The organism is Cupriavidus sp. 05L310 (genome assembly GCF_056398185.1).
Window position 1 is genome coordinate 59,068 of record NZ_JBFTOX010000017.1, and the last position, 12,678, is coordinate 71,745.

The following is a 12,678-nucleotide window of genomic DNA, read 5'->3' on the forward strand; positions in this document are numbered from 1 at the left end:
GCCGGGACCGGACCACCCTGACGCAAGCCCCCCAGGGGCGGCTGCGGCACAAGGCGGACAGGAACACGAGCGGATGGAGAATTATCGCACGCAGATCGTTTTCGATCTGTCCGAGCTGCCGGCGGCCACATGGGATGCCCTGGTGGCGGCGCAGCCCGGCGCCACGCCGTTCCTGCGCCACGCCTTCCTGCACGCCCTGCACGCCAGCGGCAGCGCCTGCGACGAAACCGGCTGGAGCCCGCGCTACCTGACCCTGTGGGCTCCGCACGAAGGCGGCGGCGAGCGCCTGGTGGCGGCCATGCCGCTGTACGCGAAATCGCACTCGTATGGCGAATACGTGTTCGACTGGGCCTGGGCCGACGCCTATGCGCAGCACCGCCTTCCCTACTACCCAAAGCTGCTGTCCGCGATCCCCTTCACGCCCGTCCAGGGCGCGCGGCTGCTGGCCAAGGACGTGGGCGCGCGCCGTGTCCTGCTGCAAACCGCGCTGGCGGTGGCGGAGCAAAGCCAGTTGTCATCCCTGCATGTGCTCTTCCCGGACGAGCATGAGGCCGCGTTGATGGCAGACGCCGGCATGCTGATGCGGCATGGCGTGCAGTTCCACTGGACCAACCCGGGCTATGAGAGCTTCGAGGCGTTCCTGGCCACGCTCTCGCAAAAGAAGCGCAAGAACATCCGCGCCGAACGGCGCCGCGTGGCGGAAGCTGGCATCACCTTCCGCCAGTTGCGGGGCGCGGAGATCGGCGACGACGAATGGCGCTTCTTCCATCGCTGCTATCGCCAGACCTACCGCGAGCATCATTCCACGCCCTATCTGAACCTGGACTTCTTCCGGCGCATCGGTGCCGCCATGCCGGAGAACCTGCTGCTGGTGGTGGCCATGCGTGCCGGCCAGCCGATCGCCGCCTCCCTGGTGGTCTACGACGGCGACCCCGCACGCAGCACCTTGTTCGGGCGCTACTGGGGGGCGCTTGAGCACCACCCATGCCTGCACTTCGAGACCGCCTACTACCAGCCTCTGGAATTCTGCATCGCGCAGGGTATCCGCACCTTCGAAGGCGGCGCGCAGGGCGAACACAAGATGGCGCGCGGATTCCTGCCGGTCGCGACCCGCTCCGCCCACTGGCTGGCGCATCCGTCCTTCGCCGATGCCGTCGAGCGCTTCCTCGTGCGCGAGCGCCAGGGCATCGACGCCTACCTGGACGAACTCAACGACCGCACGCCGTTTGCCCGCGGCTGAAGCCGGCCATGGCTGGCCGGCTTGCCGCGTCAACGCCACATGCGCCGCAGCGTGTTGTCGCCCAGCATGTAGTGGTGGAACAGCGCGGCCACCGCATGCAGCCCGATCACCGTGTAGAAGGCGGTACCCAGCGTTTCATGGATTTCCTTGAGGGCATCCTTCAGGTCCGCGTTCTGCGCCACCAGCGAGGGCAGTTCGATGCCGAGCCCCGGCAGCGTCATCAGGTGGCCACCCGCGTTGAGGGCCAGCAGGCCCAGCACGGGCTGTATGAAGATAAACAGATAAAGCAGGAGGTGCATGGCGCCGCCCAGCAGATGCATCCAGCGCGGGCCGGGCTCGGGCGCCGGCGCCCCGCCCATCAGGCGCCACAGCAGGCGCGGCACCGCCAGCACAATCACCAGCGCGCCAGCCCACTCGTGGACCGACATCGACAGGGCGCGGGCGGCGCTGCCTTTTGCGGTAAAGCCCTTGAGTTCGATCGCGGCGTACGCGGTGGCAATCAGCAGGAACACCGCCCAGTGGAAGAAGACCGCCAGACCGGAATAGCGAACCGTCGCGGATGGCTTCGAAGAGGTAACGTACATGGGGATTGGCAGTCTTTCTGCCGAGTTGTTCTGTGATTGGAGCTTAACCCACAGGCTTCATGGTGTCTTTGGCCTCCATCAAACCCGACGCAACAAAAAACCCCGCCGTGGCGGGGTTCGTTCAGCTGCGGTTCAGCCAGGCGCGGGAAACGGCCATGACCGACCCTGCGGCGCGCCGCCCGGGGCGGCGAAGGCTTACTTCGTGTAGTTGGCCACGCCGTCGGTGATTTCCTTGTGGGCTTCCTCGATGCCGGCCCAGCCTTCCACCTTGACCCACTTGCCCGCTTCGAGTGCCTTGTAGTTCTCAAAGAAGTGCTTGATCTGGTCCAGCAGGTTCTGCGGCACGTCGGATAGGCCCTTCATGAAGGCGGTGGCCGGCGACAGCTTGTCCAGGGGCACGGCGATCAGCTTGGCATCCACACCCGACTCGTCGGTCATCTTGAGCATGCCCAGCGCGCGGCAACGCACGACGGCACCGGCCAGGATCGGGAACGGCGAGAGCACCAGCACGTCGACGGGGTCGCCGTCGCCCGACAGGGTCTGCGGAACAAAACCGTAGTTGGCGGGATAGCGCATGCCGGTGCCGATGAAACGGTCGACGAAGAGCAGGCCGGTTTCCTTGTCGGCTTCATACTTCACCGGATCGCTCTGGGCGGAGATTTCAATGATGACGTTGAAATCGTTCGGGATGTCCTTGCCGGGGGAAACGAGGTTGAAGCTCATGCTTGCTCTCCAGATGCCTGTGTTTGAGGATGGCGGGCATTATAGCGGTTCGAAGCTGACCCGGGCCTGACGCCACGTGCCTTGCGCGCCTCGCGCGGTGAGTGATAATGCTGAATTGTCCCAATGACGCATCGACAGGCGCACTAACAGCCACAGGCTGACGGTCGCATCCAGCCGGAGCCATTTCAATGCACGCCCAGCACTTCGTTGCCAACCGCCTGATCGCGCCGGATTCCGGCATGCGCATCAAGGTATTCGACCCTTCCAGCGGCGAGCCCTTCGCCGAAATCGCCCGCGGCAACGCGGTCGACATCAATGTGGCCGTCCACGCCGCCCGCCAGGCCGCCGAAGGCGCCTGGGGCGCCATGGCGCCCGCCGAGCGCGCACGCCTGCTCAACCGCGTGGCGCTGACGCTGATCGAGCATGAAGCCGAACTCGCCGCGCTGGAAGCGCGCGACACCGGCAAGCCCTTGCGCCAGGCTGCCGCCGACGCGCGCGCCGTGGCGCGCTACTTTGAGTTCTACGCCGGCGCGGCCGACAAGCTGCACGGGCAGACCATTCCCTACCAGCCGGGCTTCACCGTGCTGACCGTGCGCGAGCCGCATGGCGTGACCGGCCACATCATCCCTTGGAACTACCCGCTGCAGATCTTCGGGCGCAGCGTCGGCGCGGCGCTGGCCACGGGCAATGCCTGCGTGGTCAAGCCCGCCGAGGACGCCTGCCTGTCGCTGCTGCGGGTGGCGGAGCTGGCGGCCGGGGCCGGCCTGCCCGAAGGCGCGCTCAATATCGTCACCGGCTATGGCCACGAAGCCGGCGCCGCACTAGCGCGCCACCCCGGCATCAACCACATCTCCTTCACCGGTTCGCCGCAGACCGGCAAGCTGATCGCGCAGATGGCAGCCGAGAACCACGTGCCGGTCACGCTGGAACTGGGCGGCAAGTCGCCCCAGATCGTGTTCGCCGACGCCGATGTCGATGCGCTGGTGCCGGTCATCGTCAACGGCATCGTGCAGAACGCCGGCCAGACCTGCTCGGCGGGCAGCCGCGTGCTGGTGGAACGCCCGCTCTACAATGCCGTGCTCGACCGCCTTGCCACGGTGTTCGAGTCCCTGCGCGTGGGTCCATCGGAGCTGGACCTTGAATGCGGCCCGCTGATCAACCGCAAGCAGCAACAGCGTGTATGGGACTTCGTTTCCGACGCGCAGCACGCCGGCATTACCGCGATGGCGCAAGGACAGATCGTGGCGGAAGCGCCGGAATCCGGCTACTACCAGGTGCCGATGCTGTTCCGCGACGTGCCGCCGGCGCACCGGCTGGCGCAGGAAGAAGTCTTTGGGCCGCTGCTGGCGGCAACGCCCTTCGACACCGAGGCCGAAGCCATCGCGCTCGCCAACGGCACCCCCTACGGGCTGGTCGCCGGCGTCTGGACCCGCGACGGCGCACGGCAACTGCGGCTGGCGCACAAGCTGCGCGCGGGCCAGGTCTTTATCAACAACTACGGTGCCGGCGGCGGGGTGGAACTGCCTTTCGGCGGCAGCGGGCAGTCCGGCCACGGCCGCGAGAAGGGCTTCGAAGCCCTGTACGGATTCACCACACTGAAAACCATCGCCATACAACATGGGTAATATCAACTTCCTGTCGGTCGCGTTCGCCATTTTCTTCTTCTGGATGGCGTGGCATGTCAGAAACAAACGCGCCACCAACCCCTCGGCCATGCCGCGCCTGCAGGTCTTCAAGCGCAAGTGGGGCGACACCGTGGGCGACCGCGTGCACTGGTGCCTCTATGTGGCCCTGCCCTTCCTGCTCGCGCTGATGATGGTCGCCAACGCGCTGCGCGGCCGCGGCCCGTTCGCGCACTAGCAGGCCGCTCCAACATGAGCCCGGCACCGTTGCCGCGAACGGCACGCTTGCCGGCCGCCCTGCCCGCGCAAGGCGGTGGCACCGGTGCGGCCATCGCATTCAACGCGGGGGGCCGCATGTAGCAGGCGGCGCCCCTCATCCAGCGGTATCGTGCAATCACAGAGAGTAAATCCCAGAGGAGACAGCATGACAACAACCGCGGTACACAGCGGCGCAGCCGACCCCACCTTCGAGGATGCCACCTACCGCAAGGTGAGCTGGCGTCTCGTTCCCTTCCTGCTGCTTTGCTACGTAGTGGCCTACCTGGACCGGGTCAACGTAGGTTTTGCCAAACTGCAGATGCTTAACGACCTGCAGTTCAGCGAGACCGTCTACGGGCTGGGCGCGGGCATCTTCTTCATCGGCTACTTCCTGTTCGAGGTGCCCAGCAACGTGATCCTGCACAGGGTGGGCGCGCGCATCTGGATTGCCCGGATCATGATCACCTGGGGGCTGATCTCGGCGGCGATGATGTTCGTCACCACGCCGACGATGTTCTACGTGCTGCGCTTCCTGCTTGGTATCGCCGAGGCTGGCTTCTTCCCCGGCATCATCCTCTACCTGACCTACTGGTACCCATCGCATCGGCGCGGGCGCACCACCACCTATTTCATGACTGCGGTTGCGCTTGCCGGCGTGATCGGCGGGCCGCTGTCGGGCTGGGTGATGCAATCCTTCGACGGCCACAACGGCTGGTCGGGCTGGCAATGGATGTTCCTGCTCGAAGGCATCCCGTCGGTGCTGGTGGGGCTGGTGGTGCTGGCCTACCTCGACGACCGCATCGTCCACGCCAAGTGGCTGAACGATGAAGAGAAGGCCCTGCTCCAGCGCAATATCGCCAACGAGGACATGCACAAGGAAGACGCGCCGGTCAGCCAGGTGCTGACCAGCCCGCGTGTCTGGCTGATGAGTTCGATCTACTTCTGCTTCGTGATGGGCCTGTACGGCGTCAGCTTCTGGCTGCCCACGATCATCAAGCAGACCGGCGTGAAGAGCCCGCTGGACATCGGCCTGCTCACCGCCATTCCCTATGGCTGCGCGGTGGTCGGCATGATACTGGTGGCCTACAGCGCCGACCGCACGCGCGAGCGCCGCTGGCATATCGCCCTTCCCGCGCTGGCCGGCGCGCTTGGGCTGGTGCTGTCGGTGCAATGGCACAGCAACACAGTGCTGGCACTGCTCGGACTGACGCTGGCCACCATCGGCATCCTGACCACGCTGCCGCTGTTCTGGAGTCTGCCCACGGCATTTCTCGCGGGCACCGGCGCCGCGGCGGGTATTGCGCTGATCAACTCACTGGGCAACCTGGCAGGCTTTATCAGCCCGTATGCGGTAGGCTGGCTGAAGGACCTCACGCAAAGCACGGATTCCGGGATGTATCTGCTGGCGGCGTGTCTGGTGGTAGGCGCGGCGCTGACGCTGTCGGTGCCGGCGCGGATGGTGAACAAGTAGGAATTTGAGGGCGGGCGCCACATCAAGCGCCCACCCTCTCTCCCGTCCCCTCTCCCGCAAGCGGGAGAGCAAACCAGCGGCAAGGAAGAGCGATAGAGCCGGATCACGATGGGTGTAGCCGTGCGGAGCGCCCCCAAGGGCGGTCCGCACCCCGGCGCGATGCGAAGCGAGCCGTCAAGGTGTACCAGGCCGTATGGGGCGCCTAGTCGGCAGGCAAAAAGAGCGGAAAAGAGGGACCCATGTTTGAGTATCGCCTTAAGGCGATGCGAGTTTGGGTCCCGGCCGCTCTTTTTGTCTGCCGACGAGGGGGGGTCGCCCCATCCGGCGCGCCTTCTTTGCCTACTTTCTTGGAAAGACAAGAAAGTAGGTCGCCGCCCCGCAGGGGTGGTGAAACCGCCTTTGACTTTAGGGCTTTTAGGCTTTTAGGCTTTTAGGCTTTTAGGCTTTTAGGCTTTTAGGCTTTTAGGCTTTTAGGCTTTTAGGCTTTTAGGCTTTAAGGCTTTAAGTCTTTGACGCCAAGCCCCCCACCTCAATTCCCCGCATCCTCCCCCAACATCTGCGCCACCGACCCCGCCGTCCCCGCCGCACGCTCACCCAGCAACTGATGCAACGTAGTGAGCAGCTCATCCTCGTTATACGGCTTGCCCAGGTAGACATTGACACCGATCTCCGCAGCATAGCGGCGATGCTTCTCCGCCGTGCGCGAGGTAATCATCACCAGCGGCATATGCGCGGTACGGCTATCCGCCCGCACATTGCGAGTCAGGTCGAAGCCATCCATATGCGGCATCTCGATATCGACCAACATGGCATCCGGCATCATCTCCTGCAACTGCCGCAACGCATCCACGCCGTCCCGCGCGAGCGCCACCTGATAACCCGCGCGTGTCAGCAAGCGATGCGTGACCTTGCGCACGGTCAGCGAATCGTCCACCACCATGACGGTAGGCTGCGTGCCCAGGCCCTGCACCGGCGCGGCTTCGCCGTGTGAGAGTTCAGCCACCGCGCCCAGCAGCGCCGGTTGCGCCAGTTGCGCCGGTTGTTGCGCCAGGTAGGTGAGATCGGCGATCCGCGGACGCGCCGCCTCGCCGCGTTCGCGCACGAAGCGCTGCGCCAGCACCACCGGGTTGTAGATCAGCACGATCTCGCCATCGCCCAGCGTGGTCGCGCCGGCAATGCCTTCCAGGCGCGCCAGGTGCGGGCCGATGTGCTTGACCACCACTTCGCGGTTGCCGATCACTTCGTCCACGTGCACGGCGATGCGTTCGGCGCCGCTGCGCACCACCACCACCGGCGAATACTTCTTGCCCGCGGCAATCGCGGGCGTTTCCTCCAGCAACGTCCCGAGGTAATGGAACGGCACCGCGCCGCCGGGCACGTCGAGGCTGCCCTGGTTGTAGGCTTCGAGCAGCCCTTGCGAGCGCAATTGCTGGACCTGGTCGATCATGCCGCTCGGGATGGCGAACGGCCGGCCGCCCAGCGTGACCAGCAGCACCTGCGTGATGGCGGTTGTCAGCGGCAGGTGCACGGTAAAGCGGGTGCCTTGTCCGGATTGCGTGGCCAGCGCGATGCGCCCGCCCAGCGCCACGGTCTCGGCGCGCACCACGTCCATGCCGACGCCACGCCCGGCAAGTTCCGAGACGCTATCGGCCGTGCTGAAGCCGGGGGCGAAGATCAGTTCCGTGAGCCGCGCATCGCCCGCGTCGTCGTCCGGGGACAGCAGCTCTCGCTCGATGGCCCGTGCACGGATGCGGGCGAGGTCAAGGCCGCCGCCATCGTCGACGAAATGCAGCACCACCTCGTTGCCTTCCTGCTGCACTTCCAGCGTCAGCGCGCCGGCGGCCGGCTTGCCCGCGGCGCGGCGGACCTCGGCGGCCTCGATGCCATGCACCACCGCATTGCGGATCAGGTGTTCGATCGGGCCGGCCATGCGGTCCAGCACCGAGCGGTCGACTTCCACGGTGCCGCCCTTGATCAGCAGGCGCACGTCCTTGCCGGTCTCGCTGGAGGCCTGCCGCGCCACGCGGTACAGGCGTTCGGCCAGCGCGTCGAACTGCACCATGCGCGCCTGCATCAGGCTGCGCTGCAAGCCGCGCGTGAGGCGGGCCTGCGCATCGAGGTCGCCAGTGGCGCGGTCAAAGCCCCGCTGCAGGTTCTGCTCGACGGTTGCCACGTCGTTGACCGACTCGGCCATCATCCGCGTCAGTTCCTGGAAGCGCGTGAAGCGGTCGAACTCGAGCGGATCGAATTCCTGCTTGTGCTGGGCGTCGGCGATGCGCGAGGCCATCTGCGACTCCGCCTGGATCTCGATCTCGCGCAACTGGCCGCGCAAGCGCGCCACGTTGTCGTTGAGTTCGCCCAGGTAGCTGCGCATCGCATCCAGTTCGCTTTCCAGCCGCGCGCGCGTTGCGCCGACTTCGCCGGCGTCGGTGATCAGCGTATCCAGCGTGCGGGCCTGGACTCGCACCAGCGCGCGCTGGCGTTCGCCGGCGTCCGCTGCCGGCGCCAGCGCGTCGCCCGGCGCAGGCACCACGGGGCGCACGGGCCCGGCTTGCAGCCAGGGCTGTACGGCGGAACGCGCCAACGGCGCCGGGCTGCCCTCGCCACCACCTTGCGGGGCATCCTGTGGTGCATCTTGGGCGGGTACCGGCGTGCCGGCCATGTCCGCCGGGGCCCGCGCCGCCGGCGCGCTGTTCAGCCCGGTCAGGGCGTTGATCAGGTCGGCATCGTCCACCGGCAGCAGGCGGCCAGCCTGCAGCGCCTCGCTATGCGCGAGGATGCGGTCGTACCAGGCATACAGGCGCACGAACAAGACCGGCCCGACGCGATCCGCGCGCACGGCGGCGTCGAGCAGGGTCTCCATCTCGTGGGCTGCCTGGCCCAGCGCCATCGCGCCGGCCATGCGCGCACTGCCCTTGAGCGTATGCAAGGCGCGCAGGATCAGGCCAGCGTGGCTGGCGTGCCGGCCATCGCCGGACGCCGTCTCCCAGCCGCGCAGCAGCTTGCCCAGTTCGGGGAGGCTGCCGTGCGCCTCTTCCAGGAAAATCTCGACGAGCGCCGGATCGAGGGATTCTTCCGCAGCCATTTCATCGGCCAGCGGGTGCGCAGCGCCCGCGATTTCATGCACATCCGCGGCGCCGGGCGCCGGCGGGATCCTGCCGGTGTCGGCATGCGCGAAGAAGGAAGCTTCGCCCGTGTTGGCCGCATCGGCATGACCGGCATCCACACCCGCCGTATCCAATACCGTGATGGCGGCATCGTACAGCGCGCCGGCATTGGCCGCGGGCGCCAGCTTGCCGAACAACAGCGCAACCGGCGCGTCCTCCGCCTCGGGCGGCAACTCCGGCGCCGCCGGCATCGCCAGCCGCGGCCGCACCATGGCACGCTCGCCCAACTCGGCGAGACTGCGGCAGAGCGCTTCGTCGGCGGCCGGCCAGATGCCGGCGGCAAACTGGTGCAACATGCCGCGCACGCGCTCGACCGCCTGCTCCAGCAGGCGGAAGTCGCCAGGGTGCATCGCCACCGGGTGCGCGCCGAGTTGCAGCATCAGGCGCTCCAGCACCTCGGCAATCGCGCGCACCGGCTCCAGTCCGACCGTGGACGCGCTGCCTTGCAACGTGTGCGCCACGCGCAATGCCAGCTCGCTCGGGCAGGGCCGGCCTTCGTGGCGCCACTCGGAAACATCGGTGGCGAACTGGCGGATCAGGTCGTCGGCTTCCTGCAGGTAGACGTTGTACAGCGGCAGGCTGATACGCACCGGGCCGATCAGCTTGTAGTGATCGTTTTCCTCCGCGGGCGTGCTGGCGAAACGGAAGGGAATGACTTTGGCGTCCGCCCCGGCGCTGGCATCGTCGCCGGCTCCGGCCGCCGGAAGACCGGCCTGTGCCTCCTGTTCCGGCTCCGTTTCCGGTTCCGGTTCTGCCTGCCCTTGCTGCACCTGCCCGCTCTGCGCATCCAGGGACTGTGGCGCCACAAGGTCATGGCCCGATGCCGGCTCCGGCTGTTCGCCCGCGCGCACGGACTGTGCCACGGCCAGCAGGCCGGCGGCATCGTGCACCGCCTCGGCATCGCCGCGCAGCGCCTGGGCCCAGCCGGCAAGCTCCTGGTGGGCGCGCAACAACAGGTCCAGCAGGGCCTGCGCGGGGGCGCGTGCCTCGGCAATCCACAGATTCATCACCTGCTCGATGGCCCAGGCCACCTCGCCATAGCGGTGCAGGCCCACCATCCGGCTGGAACCCTTCAGCGTATGGAAGGCGCGCCGCAGGCGGCTGATGGTATCGGCATCCTGCAGCGCCGGCAGACCGCCGTCGAGATCGCTGGCGACCTCGCCCAGCACCTCGACGGATTCGCTGAGGAAAATGTCGAGCAGTTCGGCATCGATGCCGGCCGCATCTGCCTTCTCGGGCTTCTCGCTCTTCTGCGCATCCCCGGCCGCAGCCGGCATCGCGGGTGCGCCCGGTGCACCGGCCGGCAGCGCATCGGCCAGCGCCACCACCAGCCGCTCCGCCGCGCCGTGGGAACCGGCCAGCCAGGCATTGAGCTGGGTGGTGGCTTCGATGGCCTGGCGGCGCAAAGCGGCAGCATCGTCGATGGCGGCCTGTTCATTCATGGCCTGCAGCGCCGCGCGCAGCGTCTTCACCTCGGGCGCGTCGGCGGCGGCCGGGTGGCGCACGGCATCGCTGGCAGCCGCGCGCGCCCTGGCAAGCAGGGCCGCGTGGGAGACGGCGCCGCTTTGCACGGCCTGGCCGTCAGCCTTGGCGGCCTCGTCCCGCACCTCCGCCGCCGGGCTCCGGCCAAAGGCCAGCGCATCGATAAAGGCATGCACGGCGCCGAGTTCGCCGGCGATCGCGGCAAGCCGGGCGGCGCGCTCGCTCGCGGCGTGGGCCTCGTTGCCCGCACCGGTAGCGGCATCGCCCGGGACTTGCGTGGCGCGGGCGCCAGCGAGCCACTCCAGGGCTGGCATCACGCGCTCCAATGCCATCGCTACCGCCTGCGCGTCGGCGCGCAGCGCGTCGGGCAGCGCGCCGGCGTCGCGCAATTGCTCCAGCGTGCCGGCCAGCGCCACGAACGCGCGCTCGGCATCGCGCAGGTGTGCGCCGGCCTCGGCGCGGGCGGCGTCGCGGTCATAGGCATCGAGCCACGATTCGCCGCTGTCGAGATGGCCGCGCAACTGCGCGACCGCGGCCTCGCGCAAGCGTTGCGCGCGCGCCTGGTCCACCATCTGTGCGAGCCAGCGCGGGGGCGGCGTCGCCTGGTCGCCGCGCTGGCGCTCGCCGAGATGCGAGGCCAGTTCATCGCAACGGTGCGCGAATTCAGCCGCCGCGGCATGGCCGGTGCTGCCATGCACACGCCACGGCAAGGCAAGCGCACGCCCCAGGAACAGCGCGATGGCGCCGATGCCGCCAAGATTGTCATCGCCGGAACGGACCTGCAGCGCAGGGTGCGCGGCGGCATCCAGGCAGCGCTGCAACGCCGGCTGGGCCAGCGGCTGCGCGGCTTCGGCCAGCACCGCCAGCGCGTTTTGCCATTCAATGTATTCCGCGCCGGCGCCCGCCGCCCGTTCGAGCGCGGCGGCCGCCTGCTGCAGGTTGTGCGTATCGATCGGGTCGAGCCAGCCGTAGTAGCGCACGCGGAAATCGGCATGCGCCGACGCATGCGCCGCGTCGATGCGGAAGGCTTGCATGCACTCGCGGATGGCAGAGCGCAGCACCAGCACGGCCGCGCTCTCCGGCTCGCTGGCGGCCGGCATCCTGCTCGTGGTGACCAGCAAATACACGGCATCGTTGAGCAGCGCCTGGGGCACCCGCACCTGGCCCTGCAGGTACTGGCGCAGCAGCAGATGCGCACGCCCCGCCAGCCGCTTGGCCAGCAGGTCCGACGGCAGCAGGCCGTGGGCCAGCGCGCCAAACACCAGCGCCAGCACGTGCCACACGCCGCGGTCCGGGTGATCGGTGGCGCGGCGCAGCTCCTGTTCGCTCGCGCGCACGTCTTCCAGCGCGGATTCCAGCGGCAGATACGCTTCGCGCAACAGGCTGGGTTCGGAGCATGGCACCGGCAGGCGCAGCGCCTTGAGCAAGGCGCCCTCGAAACGCTGGCGCGCGCGCGTCACGGTGGAGGCCATGCGCGTCGGCAGCAGGATGCCGGGCAGCATCTGCAGTTCGTCGACCCACAGGTCGGCAGGGTGCACGCGGTCCTCGCCGAGCCGGCCCAGCACGTCGGCATAGGAGCAAAACAGCCGCACCGGATCTTCATCGTCGCCGACCATCAGGTCATCGACGTACTCGGCCAGCGCCTGCACGCCAAGGCGGAAGGCGGCCAAGGTCTGGGCGTCGGCGGCGACTGCCCCGCCGTCGATGCCTTCCAGCAGCCGGCGCAACGCCTGGCAATACGGATCGACACCGCGCAGGCCAACGATATGCACGGCGCCCGCGGCCTGGTGCAGATGCTGCCCCGCCAGGCGCAGCGAGGTGGTGTCCCGCGCGCCCAGCGCTTCGGGCGCCTGCTGCACTTCATCGACGTAATGACCCAGTTCGGCCGCGGCATCGTCCAGCGCGGCGCGCAGGCTCGGCGCCAGCCAGGCCAGCACGGAAAGGTCGCGCGCTACCGGGGCGGCGGGCGGAGCGACGGACAGGTCCCGTGCCGCAAAGGGCATCGGCGCCAGTGGATCCTGCACGGCCGGATCGGAGCCGGCGGCCTCGCGCGAGACAGGGAAATTCAATGACATGACTGCTTCCAATGCGTCCAATGCGGTGGCGCCGGCCCGTGGCCCGCTCGCGCGGC

Annotated in this window: 7 protein-coding genes; 4 read left to right on the forward strand and 3 right to left on the reverse strand. The window is 68.0% G+C overall.

Annotation, left to right across the window (positions count from 1 at the left end; all coding sequences use genetic code 11):
• The first annotated feature begins 73 nt into the window (after window positions 1-73).
• Window positions 74-1,240, forward strand: coding sequence for a GNAT family N-acetyltransferase (locus tag AC1DS6_RS14570; RefSeq protein WP_441631112.1), 1,167 nt, complete (start codon window positions 74-76; stop codon window positions 1,238-1,240).
• A gap of 29 nt (window positions 1,241-1,269) precedes the next feature.
• Here AC1DS6_RS14570 and AC1DS6_RS14575 read toward each other — a convergent pair whose 3' ends face one another.
• Together AC1DS6_RS14575 and ppa are read right to left on the reverse strand one after the other, a co-directional pair.
• Entirely contained in the window at window positions 1,270-1,824 is a 555-nt protein-coding gene (locus AC1DS6_RS14575) for a cytochrome b (RefSeq protein WP_441631114.1), read from the reverse strand.
• 195 nt (window positions 1,825-2,019) lie between these two features.
• The gene (gene ppa / locus AC1DS6_RS14580) at window positions 2,020-2,547 is read right to left on the reverse strand and encodes an inorganic diphosphatase (RefSeq protein WP_035859760.1); all 528 of its coding nucleotides are present in this window, start codon (window positions 2,545-2,547) and stop codon (window positions 2,020-2,022) included.
• Between the two features lie 188 nt (window positions 2,548-2,735).
• Here ppa and AC1DS6_RS14585 point away from each other — a divergent pair, with 188 nt between their 5' ends.
• From AC1DS6_RS14585 to AC1DS6_RS14595, 3 genes are all read left to right on the forward strand, one after another.
• The gene (locus AC1DS6_RS14585) at window positions 2,736-4,172 is read left to right on the forward strand and encodes an aldehyde dehydrogenase family protein (RefSeq protein ID WP_447429303.1); all 1,437 of its coding nucleotides are present in this window, start codon (window positions 2,736-2,738) and stop codon (window positions 4,170-4,172) included.
• Window positions 4,165-4,407, forward strand: coding sequence for a hypothetical protein (locus AC1DS6_RS14590; RefSeq protein ID WP_035859752.1), 243 nt, complete (start codon window positions 4,165-4,167; stop codon window positions 4,405-4,407). The genes AC1DS6_RS14585 and AC1DS6_RS14590 overlap by 8 nt, the downstream gene beginning before the upstream one ends.
• A 186-nt stretch (window positions 4,408-4,593) precedes the next feature.
• Window positions 4,594-5,898 (forward strand): MFS transporter, encoded by a 1,305-nt coding sequence (locus AC1DS6_RS14595; protein WP_441631119.1) that lies wholly within the window; start codon window positions 4,594-4,596, stop codon window positions 5,896-5,898.
• Between the two features lie 529 nt (window positions 5,899-6,427).
• Here AC1DS6_RS14595 and AC1DS6_RS14600 read toward each other — a convergent pair.
• Window positions 6,428-12,622, reverse strand: a complete 6,195-nt coding sequence (locus tag AC1DS6_RS14600; RefSeq protein ID WP_477102634.1) for an Hpt domain-containing protein — start codon at window positions 12,620-12,622, stop codon at window positions 6,428-6,430.
• Window positions 12,623-12,678: the final 56 nt, after the last annotated feature.